The organism is Cytobacillus sp. GQ23 (assembly GCF_059758675.1).
In genome coordinates, this window is record NZ_JCAXER010000001.1 from 30,614 (window position 1) to 47,197 (window position 16,584).

General features: G+C 43.1%; 16 protein-coding genes. 13 read left to right on the plus strand and 3 right to left on the minus strand.

The annotated features are described in order from the left end of the window. Positions 1–9: 9 nt before the first annotated feature. Positions 10–219 carry a helix-turn-helix domain-containing protein gene (locus AC6CHU_RS00210; protein ID WP_159865584.1) on the plus strand — a complete coding sequence of 70 codons (210 nt, stop codon included), beginning with the start codon at positions 10–12 and terminating at the stop codon, positions 217–219. A gap of 91 nt (positions 220–310) precedes the next feature. Further along, entirely contained in the window at positions 311–1,081 is a 771-nt protein-coding gene (locus AC6CHU_RS00215) for a DUF817 domain-containing protein (protein WP_201306546.1), read from the plus strand. Between the two features lie 38 nt (positions 1,082–1,119). On the opposite strand, the gene AC6CHU_RS00220 is transcribed toward AC6CHU_RS00215, so the two are convergent. The 3 genes from AC6CHU_RS00220 to AC6CHU_RS00230 form a co-directional block, all read right to left on the minus strand. After that, a complete protein-coding gene (locus AC6CHU_RS00220) occupies positions 1,120–1,611 on the minus strand; it encodes a CBO0543 family protein (protein WP_498119539.1) in 492 nt (163 codons plus the stop codon). A gap of 118 nt (positions 1,612–1,729) precedes the next feature. Then, entirely contained in the window at positions 1,730–2,497 is a 768-nt protein-coding gene (locus AC6CHU_RS00225; RefSeq protein ID WP_159865593.1) for a YibE/F family protein, read from the minus strand. Beyond that, a complete protein-coding gene (locus tag AC6CHU_RS00230) occupies positions 2,494–3,606 on the minus strand; it encodes a YibE/F family protein (protein ID WP_498119835.1) in 1,113 nt (370 codons plus the stop codon). The genes AC6CHU_RS00225 and AC6CHU_RS00230 overlap by 4 nt, the downstream gene beginning before the upstream one ends. Positions 3,607–3,761: 155 nt before the next feature. On the opposite strand from AC6CHU_RS00230, the gene AC6CHU_RS00235 reads away from it, so the two are divergent. The 11 genes from AC6CHU_RS00235 (at position 3,762) to menC (ending at position 16,291) form a co-directional block, all read left to right on the plus strand. Further along, the gene (locus AC6CHU_RS00235; RefSeq protein WP_498119541.1) at positions 3,762–4,511 is read left to right on the plus strand and encodes an aminoglycoside phosphotransferase family protein; all 750 of its coding nucleotides are present in this window, start codon (positions 3,762–3,764) and stop codon (positions 4,509–4,511) included. Positions 4,512–4,848: 337 nt separating this feature from the next. Then, positions 4,849–5,451, plus strand: coding sequence for a TetR/AcrR family transcriptional regulator (locus AC6CHU_RS00240; protein WP_498119543.1), 603 nt, complete (start codon positions 4,849–4,851; stop codon positions 5,449–5,451). 2 nt (positions 5,452–5,453) lie between these two features. Beyond that, positions 5,454–6,356 carry an ABC transporter ATP-binding protein gene (locus AC6CHU_RS00245; protein ID WP_159865602.1) on the plus strand — a complete coding sequence of 301 codons (903 nt, stop codon included), beginning with the start codon at positions 5,454–5,456 and terminating at the stop codon, positions 6,354–6,356. Continuing rightward, entirely contained in the window at positions 6,356–7,954 is a 1,599-nt protein-coding gene (locus AC6CHU_RS00250) for an ABC transporter permease (RefSeq protein ID WP_251284635.1), read from the plus strand. Before AC6CHU_RS00245 ends, AC6CHU_RS00250 begins: the two co-directional genes overlap by 1 nt. A gap of 477 nt (positions 7,955–8,431) precedes the next feature. Then, complete coding sequence (locus tag AC6CHU_RS00255) at positions 8,432–9,958, plus strand: spore germination protein (RefSeq protein ID WP_159865608.1); 1,527 nt, start codon at positions 8,432–8,434, stop codon at positions 9,956–9,958. Between the two features lie 35 nt (positions 9,959–9,993). Next, positions 9,994–11,082, plus strand: coding sequence for a GerAB/ArcD/ProY family transporter (locus AC6CHU_RS00260; RefSeq protein ID WP_498119545.1), 1,089 nt, complete (start codon positions 9,994–9,996; stop codon positions 11,080–11,082). Then, a complete protein-coding gene (locus tag AC6CHU_RS00265; RefSeq protein ID WP_498119547.1) occupies positions 11,079–12,161 on the plus strand; it encodes a Ger(x)C family spore germination protein in 1,083 nt (360 codons plus the stop codon). The genes AC6CHU_RS00260 and AC6CHU_RS00265 overlap by 4 nt, the downstream gene beginning before the upstream one ends. Before the next feature lie 175 nt (positions 12,162–12,336). Further along, positions 12,337–13,200, plus strand: coding sequence for a MurR/RpiR family transcriptional regulator (locus tag AC6CHU_RS00270; protein ID WP_498119549.1), 864 nt, complete (start codon positions 12,337–12,339; stop codon positions 13,198–13,200). Then, positions 13,197–14,324 carry a M20 peptidase aminoacylase family protein gene (locus AC6CHU_RS00275; protein ID WP_498119551.1) on the plus strand — a complete coding sequence of 376 codons (1,128 nt, stop codon included), beginning with the start codon at positions 13,197–13,199 and terminating at the stop codon, positions 14,322–14,324. Before AC6CHU_RS00270 ends, AC6CHU_RS00275 begins: the two co-directional genes overlap by 4 nt. A gap of 2 nt (positions 14,325–14,326) precedes the next feature. Beyond that, a complete protein-coding gene (locus tag AC6CHU_RS00280; protein WP_498119553.1) occupies positions 14,327–15,145 on the plus strand; it encodes a GNAT family N-acetyltransferase in 819 nt (272 codons plus the stop codon). A gap of 21 nt (positions 15,146–15,166) precedes the next feature. Next, complete coding sequence (gene menC, locus AC6CHU_RS00285) at positions 15,167–16,291, plus strand: o-succinylbenzoate synthase (protein ID WP_498119555.1); 1,125 nt, start codon at positions 15,167–15,169, stop codon at positions 16,289–16,291. Positions 16,292–16,584: the final 293 nt, after the last annotated feature.

Below are 16,584 nucleotides of genomic sequence, written 5' to 3' on the forward strand. Positions count from 1 at the left end.
GGTGAGAACATGACAATCATAATTAATTTAGATGTGATGCTGGCAAAAAGGAAAATGAGTGTAACGGAACTTTCAGAGAATGTAGGAATCACCATGGCCAATCTTTCTATCTTGAAAAATGGAAAGGCGAAGGCGATCAGATTTTCCACTTTGGAGGCCATTTGCAAAGCACTGGACTGCCAGCCTGGCGATATCCTGGAATACCGCAGTGACGATTAAATGGTATGGCGGATTGTCTTAAAAGGCGTGGGACTGGGTAAAAGGAGTGAGTAACATGCATTTAACTATTCGTAAAATGGAAGCTCAGCCGGTGAGACTCTTAAAGCAGCTCTTTCGTTTCGGCTGGGAGCAGGCATTGTCCTGCTGGTTTCCTGTTGTCATTTTTGCTTCTTTAGCTTTAACGAAATTTCTGCCGATGCCTATTTTACCGCGGTATGACTGGCTTTTGATCATCTGTCTGCTGATGCAGTGGGCGATGGTAAAATCGGGGCTTGAAACAAAGGATGAATTAAAGGTTATCACGCTGTTCCACATTATTGGCCTTGCACTGGAATTATTTAAGGTGCATATGGGCTCATGGGCTTATCCGGAGGAGGGGTATTCCAAAGTGTTTGGAGTTCCTTTGTACAGCGGATTCATGTATGCGAGTGTAGCGAGTTATCTGTGCCAGGCGTGGAGGAGGCTGAAGGTTGATCTGGTCAATTGGCCGCCATTTTTGGCAGTAGTGCCTCTTGCCGCTGCGATTTATTTGAATTTTTTCACCCATCATTATTGGATCGATATCCGCTGGTGGCTATCCGGAATGGTCCTGATTGTTTTTTGGAAATCCTGGGTCAGCTACGAGGTAGGCGGAAGTCAATACAGAATGCCGCTTGCTCTATCTTTTGTGCTAATCGGATTTTTCATATGGATAGCGGAAAATATAGCGACATTCTTTAGTGCCTGGGAATACCCCAATCAAGCGGATGCATGGAGTCTTGTTCATCTGGGAAAGGTGAGCTCCTGGCTTTTGCTCGTGATAGTCAGCTTCTTGATCGTGGCGACCCTTAAGCAGGTTAAGGGGAAAACGGCAGGTAAATAACTTCTAATTAAGCTAATCAAGCTCAAACCGCATGTACTCTATAGAAAATCAAACATGAACAAATAAAAGGCAGCAATCGGAACAGAAAGAATCAGTGCCCTTAATTTGTGGAGATAGTGTAATCGGATCATCGGAAACATAATGGCGACAAATTGGAAAGACCACCAGATATTCCACCCATTATGGTAGCTGATGAAGTGAAAGCGGGACGCCAGCCATTCAGCCGCCCAAAATAAAACCATCCACCGTGCATAATACCAGATTTTACTTTTCGGTTTATTAGGATAATTTGATAAAAACACAAAGCCGATTAGCGGATTAATCACGATATTATGCACCAGGTGGGTGCCCATCAGATCCAATATCCCTTCTTCAAGCTCCCATAAATGAAAATGGCTGTGGGAAATAAATTCGTATATGAAAGAGGCCACGGAAATATATAGCATGGTCGGATAATATCTCTCCCAATTTTTCCAGTCGCCTTTTATATAAGAAAGAATGACAACCAATAATACAAGGATGCAGTGCATAGGTTCACCTCATTTTACTCTTTCCTAGTATGGACGATATTCCTTATCAAATACCATTATCTGTAAGAAATAGGCAATTCATCCTTGTATTAATGGCCCCGCACCCCAACATTTCATGCTATTCAGCAGAATTTCCTCTTTTCACTAAATACATGGCGGTAATCCAGGAAGTAATTGGAATCACCATGGTAACACCAATCCCGGCACAGAAAATGGTGATCATCTCGCCGCTGAAAATCTTAGAATTGATAATTTCACCTGGTGTATAGGATAAGTCTTTAAACCAGATCAGCAGTGCCAAATATCCGCCGAAAAAGGCAAAAAATAACGTGTTGGTGCTTGTTCCGAGTATATCCTTGCCGATTCCGATGCCTGCTTGGAATAAGTCTTTTCTGCTAATATCCGGGTGGTGATAATGTATTTCCCTCATGGGGGAAGAAATGGCCATAGCTGCATCCGTAATGGCGCCAATTGTACTCATAATGATGACCGACGCAGCCACCTTCACAAAATCAACTCCGATATAAAGGGAAAAAATGCTTAACTCTTCGATTTCCTCTTCGCCAAATCCCTGAATCATCGCCTTTTCTGCCATGATGACAATGAATGCAATGAGAACGACCGTCGTGATGATGGAAGAGAGAAATGCGGTTATTGTCTTGATGTTTACTTCATTAATAAAAAATAAATTGACACAGCTAATGAAGGCACAGGCTATTAAAGTAACGGCGATCGGATTGATGTTTGGATCATTCATGAAGAAAAGGACGAAAATGATCACCCCGAAGTTAAGGAAAATCGCCAAAAAGGACCGGGCTCCTTTTTGGCCGCCGATAAGGGTCATCAGAATAAATAAGATCGCAGCCAGCACCAGTATTGTATTCATATTTGTGCCCTCTTTCTGTTAATAAAATAAATGGCCGTATACAAGCCAATCGGAATGGTCATTACAATGCCTATTCCTCCGGCCAGTGCCCGTGCTAATTCCAGTGAAAGATTCATCGATAGACTGAACCCGAGGGGCGAATCATTTTTAATATAAAGAATAAGCATAGGAAGGGAGCCGCTGATATAGGCGAAAAACAGAATGTTCGTCATGGTGCCCATAATATCTTTGCCCACTTCCATTCCAGAACGTTTAAGGGCCTGCACGGGAATGCTGTTGTTTTTTTCATATAAGCTGAACAGTGAAGATGACATCGTAATGGCCACATCCATAACCGCCCCCAGCGAGCCGATAAATAATCCGGCTAAGAAAACCATCTGATAAGGCCTGGTGATAAACTGGAGCTCTTCGTATCTTAGCCCCTTCCCGCCAGTTAGCCATATGACCAGATAGGTGATCAATATCGATAAGAATGTTGCTGCAAGTGTTGCGATAATGGCTGCATAGGTTTTTTCGTTAAATCCATTTGCAAGCAGAAGGGAGGTGACGGTAAATAGGATCACAGCCGCACTGCCTATCAGCAGCAGGCTTATTTCCGGATTCTTCAGATAGATATCCAGCGCATAGGAAAGCAGCACGGCATTAATGATTAGGCTGATGATCGAAAAAAGACCTTGCTTTTTCCCGACAAATAGCAGGATCAGAATAAAGATCCATCCTGTCAACAGTATGTAATGGTCTCGTTTCAGATCAAGCATATCTCCGCTTAAATGGTCAGCACCCTCATCTTTAATAGACACAAATAATTTTTGCCCTGACTGAATTTCATAGTCATAAGCTTTGGATTTTGAATACTGATTGGTTAAGAGAATCTCCTGTCCTTTTGCCTTTCCATTTGTAATTTCTGCCGTGATCCGCTGTTCATATAGACGGTCCTCGTTATCATAAATATCTGTTGTTTTTTCAGACTGAACAACCTGAACTTCCTTCACTTTCGCGATCGTGCGTTCATAAAAAGAATCATTATTTTGTACAAACAGCACCGAGGCTGCTATACATATGGCCAAAATGATATAAAAATAGATGTTTCCAGAAATGTTTTTCAAAATAACCCTCCAAAATACAGGACATTTACAACGGACTTAGGATATCAGGAAGTTTTTCGGGTAGTCAAGTTTCAGCGCATGCATCTCTTTGCAGGGAGGATTCAGATCAAGTCAGATCGAATCATCTTAACAGACTATTAAACAAGGGGAGAAAACAGGTGAACTTGGGCAAACCAATCGCTGTTGGAAATACAGCTGAAATCTATCAAGTTGAGGATAAGGTTATGAAAGTATTTAAAGAGCATTTACCTCCTTTAGAACATATACACGAAGCAAACAAGCAGGAATATGCGTTTTCATCCGGGCTTCCTGTTCCCAAGGTGTTTAACGTAACCAAAATTGAGGGCAGACAGGCCATAATAATGGAGTATGTAAGAGGGAAAACAGCAGGTGAACTCATACTGAATAATATGGAATCAGCAGACCTTTATTTAACTGAATGTGCACAAACGCAGCTAAAAATCCATGCTATGCCGGCTGATCCATCTGTAATAGGGTCTATGACTGACAAACTGCACAAACAGATTCAAATAGCAGAAACATTGAATCAGGCTCAGAAAAGAAATCTGCTGAAAAAACTGGATTCAATCATGTTTCAACCAGGATTATGCCATGGAGATTTTCATCCTTTTAATATCATTATAGGTGAAAGTACTGTCACTGTTATTGATTGGGTTGATTCGAGCTCTGGCGATGTCCGTGCGGATGTCATCCGTACTTATCTATTGATATCGGAAGCCTCCGTCAAGCTGGCAGAAAGGTATGTTCATATTTATTGCAGTCTTACCGGTATATCAAGAAACGAAATCTTTCAGTGGATGCCTATTATAGCGGCAGCAAGGTTATGGGAAAATGTATCAGATGCAGAACATAAGAGGCTTTTGGAAATCATTAGAGAAACCATTTAGTATATGGGCAAAAAAAATCATCCAAAAAGGATGAAGAGATGCAGGGGATCTTACTTCTTTTTAGCATTAAGAAGTTCTTGCTGCTGTTGTTCTTTTTTCTGATTTTCAGCATCCTTTTTGAAAGCCTCCATCGCTTTGTAATAAATGATTGTCACTTTTTTCACCTCCTATTATTAACTGTATCCCCGTGTAAATATGAATAAAACTAAAAATAATAAGTTGATAAAATTTGTTAATTTGAGATTGACCAAAGTGGTCATTTTTTATATCATGATATTGACCACTTTGGTCATCTTTCTGAAAGGGGTGCAATATAATTAATACTACTTTTTACAGCTTGAAACCCGAAAAACAGGAACGGATCATCAATGCGTCCATGAAGGAGTTTGTGAAAAGCGGGTTCGAGAAAGCATCTACAAATGAAATCGTAAAGGATGCCCAAATAAGCAAAGGCTCATTGTTTAACTATTTCACTAATAAAAAGGATTTGTATTTCTTTTTGATTCAGCAGTCAGTGAATACGATTGAACAAATTTATGAAGAAATAGACCTGAATGAACGAGACATTTTTGAGAGAATCAGCCAAATTGGATCCATTAAATTTAAGATCCAAAGGAAATATCCGATTGTATTTGATTTCTTAAAATCGCTGGTCGCTGAAGAGTCTCCGGAAGTAAGGTCCGAAATAAGCCAAATGATTTCCAGCATCCAAAAAGACGGCTGGCAAAGAATTTATGAAAATATCGACTGGTCAAAGCTTCAGGACGGGATCGAACCTGAAAAAGCGATGAACATCCTGAATTGGACCATGTCCGGCTTTGGGGAAATGCAAATCGCAAAGGTCAAGTCATTTGAGGGTGTCGGTGTCGAGCTTCTTAACGAATGGGACAGCTATAAGGAGATACTTAAGCGCTGTTTTTATAAAAACGGGGAGGAATGAGCATGAGCCTTTTAAAAGTAACCGGCCTGACAAAGAAATTCGGCAAATTTACGGCATTGAATGGGGTAAATCTAGAGTTAAATGCAGGTGAGGTACTGGGGTTTATCGGCCCAAATGGGGCAGGAAAGTCCACCACCATCCGCGTGTTATTAGGAATTTTAAAGGCAACAGATGGAGAAGTGAAGCTTTTTGATATGGATGCCTGGCAGGATGCCGTTGATATCCATAAAAGGGTTGCCTATGTGCCTGGGGACGTGAACTTATGGCCGAACTTAACAGGGGGAGAGGTCATTGATTTATTTATTAAGTTAAATGGCAGGGCGAATAAGGCGAAACGGGAGGAGTTAATTGCTAAATTTGATTTGGATCCATCCAAGAAGTGCAGAACCTATTCCAAGGGAAACAGGCAAAAGGTGGCTCTGATTGCAGCCTTCTCCTCTGATGCTGACCTGTTCATTCTGGATGAGCCGACATCAGGGCTGGATCCGCTGATGGAAAAGGTTTTTCAGGAATGTGTAATGGAAGTGAAAAGACAAGGAAAGAGCGTTCTTTTGTCCAGCCATATTTTATCAGAGGTAGAAAAGCTGTGCGACCGGGTCAGCATTATCCGTCAAGGGAGGATTATTGAGTCTGGGACATTAAGTGAACTTCGCCATTTAACCCGGACTCAAATGCTTGTTGATACGAAGCTGCCGATTACAGGTTTACATGAACTAAAAGGCATCCATGACATTGAAGAAAGCGAGCATGGGGTGACATTCCAGGTCGATACGACAGAAATGGATGATGTAATCAAGCATATCTCCCCATTTGGCATCATCAGGCTGGAAAGTGCTCCGCCAACCTTAGAGGACTTATTTATGCGCCATTATGAAGGGGAGAAGGATACGGGAGGTGTGCGCTGATGGCAGGCAACCACTTGGCCAAGACCGCTTTCCTTTCAAAATTTATTTTCCGTTTGGACCGGCTGCGGATTCCGATTTGGGTACTGGCACTTACTTTTTTTACTATAATGGTTCCAGCAGCTCTTGAAGGACTATATAGTTCCCAGCAGGAAAGGGATGGTATGGCACAGACGATGGCCAACCCGGCGATGACGGCCATGACTGGTCCCGCGGATTTAAGCAACTATACCATTGGGGTCATGACAGCCCATCAAATGCTTCTTATGACAGCTGTTGTGACAGGTTTAATGAGCATCATGCTGGTAACTCGGCATACCCGGGCAGATGAAGAGGAGGGGCGCCTGGAAATGCTGCGTTCTCTGCCAGTAGGGCGCCTATCCTATTTAAATGCTTCACTTCTTGTTGTTTCGGCAGCCTGCATCGGGCTGGCTCTGATTAATGGATTCGGCCTTTATGCCCTTGGAATTGAAAGCATGGATCTTGAAGGATCATTGCTTTATGGCGCAGCACTAGGGGCGACTGGTTTATTTTTCGCAGGTGTAACAGCCGTATTGGCTCAAGCATCAGATAGTTCACGGGGAACGATCGGATATTCGATCAGCATTCTTCTATTATCTTATCTTTTTAGAGCCATTACAGACATCAGCAATGAATCCTTGTCCTGGCTTTCTCCGCTCGCTTGGGTAACCAAAGCTGAAGTCTATGATTCTAATAATTGGTGGCCTATTATTCTAATGATTGCTGCAGCCATGATTCTATTTGCTGCTGCGAACTACTTGAACGCTATCAGGGATCTGGACCGCGGATTTTTGCCATCAAGGCCCGGAAAAAAATATGCATCACGCATTTTGCAGAGTCCAATCGGCCTTGCGCTGAGATTGCAGCGGACCGGAATTATATCATGGGCAATTGGCATGTTCGTGCTGGGGGCTTCCTACGGTTCTGTATTAGGGGATCTGGAATCATTTTTCGCAGATAATGATGCCATGAAACAGCTCCTAAAGCCAACAGAAGGGCTGACATTAGTGGAACAATTCATCCCCATGCTGATGATTGTTATTTCACTGCTGGCAACGGTTCCCCCAGTGATGGCCATGAATAAACTTCGAGGTGAAGAGAAGAAGGAACGAGTGGTTCATCTTTTGAGCAGAGCGGTCTCACGGAGCAGGCTGTTAGGCAGTTATTTCGTCATTTCTGTCTTAAATGGATTACTCATGATTTCGCTGGCTGCACTCGGGCTATGGTCTGCCGGGGATGCTGTGGTTGAAGGCGGGTTATCCTTCGGTATGATCTTTGAGGCAGCCTTGTCCTATTATCCAGCCATGCTGGTCATGATCAGTCTGGCCGTATTCTTAATTGGCTTCCTGCCAAGGTTCACAGGGTTCATTTGGCTTTATGTCTTATATTCTTTTGTTGTCCTGTATTTAGGCGGCTTATTCCAATTCTCTGACTGGGTGGGCAGTATTTCTCCTTTTGGCCATGTGCCGCAAACACCGATAGAGGAATTTTCAGTTATCCCGCTGCTTCTATTGTGTTTAATTGCCGGGGGATTGGCGATCGCGGGATTAATTGGATTTAATCGGCGGGATATAGAGTAAGGATCTGTTAGGTAGGAACGCAATCCATATAGGGATTGCGTTTTTTTTAATACTCGCGGCAACGTGCAAAACAATTTAGGAAGAGATATAACATTGAAGAGCAAGTGAGGATTCTCCCTTGGCAAGAGGCAAGATGAAAGATATGGATTCACATCTTAGGGAAATGATCAAAAGATAGATTGTAAAGTCACTGCTTCCTAAGCAAAAGCAGGTTTATGAATTGTAATTGGTCGGAGAGAGGAGCTAGCTCAACTGCTGAAGAATTTATGGCTTTACTCGTGAAGCATTCACCTCATAGGAGTGTGAGCACATAAACAATTCGCAGCAGAAAGTGAAAAGGTCAATGGTTTCTTAAATGGTAAAATGGATTACTTACACTCTAAAAATAAAACTTGAGCATCCAAATTGAAAAAGAATAATAAAAACCTGTCAGCACATACTAAAACGATGATTTGTTAAGTTTTGGAGGAGTGTCCGGTGGGTTTTTTTAAATCGAAATTAAAAAGGTTTAATAGGGACAATAATCAAAAGAAAACCGGAAATATTGAGCATGAATTAAGGATTGATGAACTCCTTCATCGCTGTAAAGAATCTGCTGATTTTGTTTCCTACAGATTTTCGGAATCCAGCCCATTTTATATCCATTATTACCAGACTATTGTAGACGTCAACATCTTGCATCAATATGTCTTGCCCTATATCAATGAAAGTGAGAGCAAAACCCTTTTTGATCTCCAGCAGGCTATTCCCATAGATAATACTGAAATTATCGATAATGTTCATGAAATAAGGGATAAGCTGCTGACAGGCTGTGTTGTCATAGAAGTCAAAGGGTCTCTGCAGGAGGCTCTGGTCATTTCTGCTGTAACGCGTGAGAAGAGGCCCGTCAGTATGCCGGAAGTCGAGTACAGTGTGGTGGGGCCCAAGGAGGCTTTTGTCGAATCGATTGATGCTAACATCAATCTGGTCAGGAAGAGGCTGCCTATTCCAGATCTTATCGTGGAAGAAGTAAAGATAGGCAGTCTGACGAAAACAAGGGTGGCTGTTCTTTATATTGAAGGAATTTCAGACAAAGAAAACGTGAATACCATTTTGCAGAGGCTGAATGAGATTCAATTTGATCAGATCGTGGACAGCTCTTTTATTAACCAGATCATTTCTGATAACCATAATTCGCCATTTCCCCATTTAATTGACACGGAAAGGCCTGATAGGGTGGCGAGTGTGCTCTCGGAAGGGAAAATTACGATCATTGTAGATGGCTCACCTCATGCCCTCACCGGCCCTACAACTCTCGTAGAGTTTTTTTCAGCTTTTGAAGATTACTTTTTATCATGGCATATAGCCTCCATTTTTCGGCTTGTCCGCTTGTTTGCCGTATTCTTTTCCGTATTGTCGACTTCTCTTTATGTCGCGGTGCTAACCTATCATTACGAAATGATTCCGGAAAACCTGCTTAATCCGCTTATTGCTTCAAGGAGCGGGATTCCGTTCCCGCCTATACTGGAAGCGATTATTCTGGAATTGACCATTGAACTATTGCGTGAGGCTGGAGCAAGGCTTCCGACCAAAATTGGCCAGACGATTGGTATCGTAGGCGGTATTGTAATCGGGACTGCGGCTGTACAGGCCGGGCTGACCAGTAATGTGCTGCTGATCATCGTGGCTCTTGCGGCCCTGGCATCATTTACTACACCTGTTTATCAAATGGGCAATACAATCCGCTTAATCCGCTTTCCTTTTTTAATCACTGCCCAGTTTTGGGGGCTTCTGGGAGTAACCTTTTGCTTTTCATACATTTTGAGCCATTTGCTTAAAATGACGTCCCTTGGTCGCCCCTATTTGGCACCTGTCTATCCTTTACGGCTGAATGACTTAAGAGATTCCCTCTTCCGCCTCCCGTTTTTCATGCAAACGAAGCGGCCAATGCAGGTGAGATCACCTGTAAGAACTCGCTTTCAGTCTAAAAAGCACGAGAAATCGAGAAGAGATATAGAAGATTAATGGGAGTATTTATTTTTCGATAAGGAGGCTAGCCGATGTTTCCATTGCCTAAAGAGGATAAAAAGGTATCTCCCTATTTTGTATTTTATTTAATCCATTCGATGCAGATAGGTGTAGGGATCCTGGGCTTCGAAAGGACAATTGTCCAGTCGGCCGGCTACAGTGCCTGGATTGCGATCTTAACATCCGGCGCCAGCATTATCGGATTGGTATGGGTTTCCTATCGAATCTTGAATAAGGGGAACAACGACATTGTAGCCATCCACGCTGAAATTATGGGGAAATGGATTGGCGGATTTTTCAGTTTACTATTCTCGTTATACTTGTTTGCTTTTGCATTGGTTGTACTTAGATCATATGTGGAAGTGCTCCAGGTTTGGGTATTTCCTGAAGTCTCTGAATGGATATTCATACTGATCATCACTTTTTTAGCCTATTCCTATGTCACGGGGGGTTTTCGGGTCATAACAGGGGTAAGCTATTTAGGTGTTTTATACGGCTTGCCGCTATTGCTGGTGAAGATTTATCCCTTACAATATGCCGATTATGGAAATCTATTGCCAATCCTGAATGCTACACCCGCGGAATTATTTAAAGCTTCAAAAGATATGACCCTTAATTTTCTCGGATTCGAGGCGCTTTTTATGTTTTATCCTTTTATAAAAGATGGGCCGAAATCGGAAAAGTGGGCTTATTTCGGGGTGCTGTTCAGCATATTTATGTACCTGCTCACTGCTTTAGTTACATTTGTCTACTTCAACCTGGAACAGTTAAAGGGCACCATTTGGGCTACACTTACACTATGGAAAATTGTGGACTTAATCATTGTGGAAAGGTTCGAATACATAGGAATCTCCGTATGGTTCTTTACCATTCTTCCGAATATTTGCATCGGCCTCTGGTGTGCAAGCAGGGGAATGAACCGTCTGTTTCCCGTCTCTCAGAGAAGTGCCTTGAGAGTTTTTTGCCTATTGCTTTTTTTCATCAGTATTCTTTTAACGGATAGACAGCAAATTGATTTGCTGCAGAAAGTTGTCTCCCAAATCGGGTTATATACCATCTATTTTTACTTGCCAGTCTTGCTGGTTTTACAATTTATCATCATGAAGGTGAAAAAAGTATGAATGTTAAATACTGTTTATGCTGCTGCAGCTTGATTCCAATCCTCCTGGCAGGCTGTACTCCAAGTCCAAAGATTTTGGAGGATATCCAATTAGTGCAGATATTTGGCTATGACTATGTCAATAGTGAGGAATTTGAGGGAACTGCAGGCTCCTCCAATATACCCCCAGGTGAACAGTCGATGCCTGTAAATGAGGTATTTTCAGCAACTGGGAAGACCAGTAAACGGATCAGGCAGAAGATTCAGGCTGAAGCTGCAAGGCCTATAGTTGTTGGCAGGGTTGGACTGGTCATTTTCAATCAGGAACTCGCAGAGCATGGAATTGAAAATCAAATAGATAATCTGCAGAGAAACCCCAGTATTGGCCGGAAATTGCTGCTGGTTGTATCGAAGGAGAAGGCGAAAGACATCATTGATTCAACTTACTCGCAAAGTGATTCTGTATCACAATATTTAATCGATGTGGTAGAACAGAATCTGGAACAGACTATTCCTAATGTGAATTTGCACCGATTTCTTGTTCACTTTTATAGCAAAGATGCAGATCCCTTTTTACCTTTAATCGAAAAAAAGGGTAAACATTTAAAAGTAAGCGGACTGGCAATTTTTAAAGATGATAAGCTTGTTGATACAATCAGCTTTGGTGACGCCTATATCTTTAAGATACTATATGAAAAATTCCGGCGGGGACAATTTGAAGTGGAACTTAGCGGCGGAGAAGATGTAAGTCTCGAAACCCTGTCATCAAAATCAAAAATAATGGTGGACAAGAAGAATGGGAAATATACAGCCACTTTTAAAGTGAAAGTAAACGGCAGAGCGATGGAAGGGGTTGATTTAGATCTTACAGACAAGAAAACGATTGAGAGAATTGAAAAAGCAGTCGAAAAGGAAATAACGGAGAGAGCCGAAAAAATGGTCAAGAGGTTTCAGGAATTGAACACAGATCCCCTTCGCATCGGCGAAAAGGCTAGGCAGCGCTCAGATTTTAATAGGCAACAATGGAAAGAGCAGTATAGTCAAATGGAAATTAAGATTGAAGCAGACGTGCATGCTGTTCAATCTGGGATTATAGAATAGTCCTGTAGATGATAGGAGTAAGTGGCATCCGAAAAGGGTGTCATTTTTATTTGTTAAATTTTCAGAATAATTATTGTTTTCTGGATGAATATATGATAATTTAGTTAAAACGAAGCCCAGACTTCATAAATTACGAGAATACAGCGCAAACTTCAAACTCATAAGGTGATCTTATATGATATTAAAAGAGACAATAGAAAAAGAGTTTCATAATCTCTCCAAAGGCCAGCAGAAAGCCGCTAAATATTTGCTGGATCACCCGAAGGATTTCGCCGTGAAGTCAGCGGGTGAGATTGGAAAAAGGATCGGGGTCAGTGAAACGACAGTCATCCGTTTTTGTTATTCCATCCAGCTCTCCGGCTATTCTGAGCTGCAGAAGATGGTAAGGGAACAGTTACTGAAGGCAAACAGCACACTGGACCAATATTTTACGAGCAAGGTGGAATTGGCTGAAAAGCCGGAGTTTCTGGCAAGTGTGATGGAGAAGGATTGTCTCCATATCAGGGAAACGATTCAGAATATAAGTCAGGAGGATTTCGATAGCCTGGTTGCACGGCTGATCGAATCGAAAAAAATATATGTGACAGGGCTGAGGTCATCATTCTCGGCAGCGAGCTGGCTTTCTTTTACCCTTGGTGTGGTCAGGGGAAATGCGAAGCTGATCCGGCCGGATACGGATGATCTGCTGCTCACGGTTACCGAAATGGATAGAACTTCTACATTCATTGCCATTTCATTCGACCGGTATATGAAGGATACGATCAAAATGGCGGAATTGGCGAAAAAGCAGGGAGCCTTTGTGATGGGCATCACCGATTCACCGATCGCGCCCATTAAGGAGCATGCTGATTTGCTCTTTCAAATCCATTCATCCGAAAAATCGACGATTGATGCAGCACCCGCACTTTTTTCCTTTCTGAATGCGGTGATTGCGGGCGTGTCCATACACGATCAGGAACGATTTCAAACAAGGAAAGAACAATATGAAAAGCTGGAAAGTGAACATTTTTTTATTCAGCCAGGAGGGAAATTGGATTGAAGAATTTAATAGACGAGCTGAAACCAACGTTAGAGAAGGTATTTGCGCATTTGCATGATAATCCGGAGGTAAGCTGGAAGGAATATAAGACTACCGAGTACCTCCAGAAATTCCTGGAATGCCGGGGGTTTTACGTTCAGCTGTTTGGGGATTGCCCCGGTTTAGTTGTTGAAATAGGGGATGGGAGTCCGTGTGTCGCGCTTAGAGCGGATATGGACGCACTTTGGCAGGAAGTGAACGGCAAGCTTCAGGCGAATCACTCATGCGGCCATGATGCCCATATGACAATGGGAGTCGGGGCGATGCTGCTGCTTCAAAAGGCTGGCTACCCTAGAAAAGGCAAATTGAAATTCATCTTTCAGCCGGCTGAAGAAAAGGGAACTGGTGCTCTGAAAATGATTGAGCAAGGCGTGCTGGATGATGTGGATTACCTCTACGGCGTCCATCTGAGGCCCATTCAGGAGATAAGGGATGGAGAAGCTTCAGCAGCCATTTTCCATGGTGCTGCCCGATTTCTGACCGGGGAAATTATCGGGGAAGACGCACATGGGGCGCGTCCTCATCTGGGCCAGAATGCCATTGAAATTGGCGCTTCTTTTATACATGAAATCAAAAACATTCATTTGGATCCGATGGTCCCTTATACCGCTAAGATGACCAAGTTCCATGCAGGCAGCGATTCAGGCAATATCATACCTGGAAAAGCTTCCTTCAGTTTAGACCTGAGAGCACAAACAAATGAAGTAATTAACGCACTGTCCGAAAAAATTGAAACGATCACAGAGTATTTATCCAAGCTCTACGGAGTCAGGATTACGGTGGAGACGAAAGCGAATGTGGCAGCTGCCCAAGTAGATGAAGAAGCGCAGTTTTTTATGGAAAAGGCCATCATCGATGTACTCGGAGCCGGCCAATTGCGGGAGCCAATCGTGACATCAGGCGGGGAAGACTTCCATTTTTATACCTTGAAGAAGCCGAATATTAAGGCCACAATGCTCGGATTGGGCTGTGATTTGCAGCCGGGGCTTCATCATCCTGACATGACGTTCAACCGCGAAGCCATCTATTCAGGAGTTGAAATACTGGCCAGGGCGGTCATGGTTACTTTAGAAAAGGAGGAGTAAGGATGGCTGCTGTGACAATGGATTTGCGGATATTAAAGTCAGCATCCGATATGAATCTTATACAGAAGCTCGAGGAAATCATCTGGAACATGGCTCCCCTGCCGGTTCATCAAACCATCACAGCTGCCCAGAACGGCGGCCTGCTTCTCGGGGCTTTTATAGAAGATGAACTTGTGGGATTCAGCTACGGATTTCCCGGCTTCCATCAGGGAAAAGGGTATTTATGCTCTCATATGCTCGGCATTCACCCCCATCACCAGGATAAGGGACTTGGAGCGTTATTAAAGCAGAAGCAAAAGGAACTGGCCGCTGAGATGGGTTATGACCTGATTACCTGGACGTTTGATCCGCTTGAGAGCCGCAATGCTTACTTGAATCTTAACAAGCTGAATGCAGTTTGCTCCACATATGTGGAAAATTGCTACGGAGATATGGATGATAATTTGAATCATGGACTGCCCACTGACCGTTTAAAGGTGGAATGGTGGATTACCAGTTCACATGTTAAGGAGCCATTGGTTATTGAGACTGCAGACGCATGCAATCCTTACGTTTGGGGAATATCGGAGGACGACTTTCCTGTTTTATTAAATCCGGAGTGGGAAGATGCTGAGAGAACTGTGATTGTTCCGATCCCGGCAAACTTTCAAGCTATTAAAAATCAAAATTTTGAACTCGCGATGGATTGGCGCTTCAAAACCAGAGCCATTTTTCAAAAGTTATTTTCAAAAGGGTACGCCATGGCAGATTTTCAAAAAGGTCAGGAAGGCCTTGTGCATTACTATGTTTTGGTTCAGAAGGATCAGCTTAAACTCAACTAACGTGAAAAGGCGGGAATATAGATGAAGGTGACAGAAGTTGTTTTGCGGCATATGAAAATGAGAATGAAGGCACCATTTACAACAAGCTTTGGGACATTTCAGGATAAAGAGTTTCTTCTATTGGAAGCGAAGGATGAGAACGGTGTGAGCGGCTGGGGGGAATCCGTTGCCTTTCATTCCCCATGGTATAACGAAGAGACGCTGAAAACGAACTGGCATATGCTCGAAGACTTTATTATTCCGAGTCTATTAAACAAAGAAATACAGCATCCGGATGAAGTGTCCGAAAGCTTGTCCTATATACGGAAAAACAATATGGCGAAATCGGCTTTTGAAGGGGCGGTTTGGGACCTGTATTCCAAGCAAAAAGGAATTCCGCTTGCAAAGGCGCTTGGCGGTAAAGTGAATGAAATTGAAGTTGGCATCAGCATCGGGATTCAGGATTCTGTGGAAGACCTGCTGAACCTCATTGGTGAATATGCAGAGGAAGGCTATAAGCGCATCAAAGTGAAAATTAAGCCGGGCTGGGACGTGGATGTCATAAGGGAAGTGAGAAAGCATTTCCCGGATATAGCGCTTATGGCAGATGCAAACTCGGCCTACACTCTTGACGATATTGAGCTGCTAAAACAGCTGGATGAATTCGATCTCATGATGATCGAGCAGCCGCTGGCATCTGATGATATTATTGACCATGCTGTCCTTCAGAAGGAACTGAAAACACCTGTCTGCCTTGATGAAAGCATCCATTCCTGTGAGGATGCGCGCAAGGCGCTTGATCTGGGAAGCTGCAAAATTATTAATATCAAAATCGGCCGGGTCGGCGGCTTGACAGAATCCAAGAAAATTCATGACCTCTGCCAGGAACGCGGCATCCCGGTATGGTGCGGCGGCATGCTGGAAGCCGGCATCGGGAGGGCACACAATATTGCGTTAACTACTCTATCAAACTTTATTATGCCAGGGGACACAGCCGCATCATCCCGCTATTGGGAAAAGGATCTGATTGAACCCGAAGTAACCGTTGAAGATGGAATGATTATGGTTCCGGAAAAATCGGGGCTTGGATATGAGCCGAATTATGAAACGATTAGGGAGTTTACTGTTTTTGAGAAGAGATTTGAGGTGGAGAAGGTTAGTAGATAAGCGCTAGTTGCCCTTAACGGCGGGGATAGTGCCGCTCGGGTGGCAAAAGTAAGACTGAGAGGAACTAATCGGTAGGAATAGAGCCTCTCAAGCGAAAAAATCAAACGCGAGCGGCCCATAACAGGTGGAATCATACCGCTCATACCGAATCACTGAGCACGAATTGGCACTCAACGCCAAGAATAGTGCCACTCAAATCAAACGATCAAGCTCCAATGGCCTTCAAAGAGAGAGGATTCTCTCTTTCTCTTTTAAATAAAGTTGTCAAAAAATTCAAATATCAGAAGGGGGAT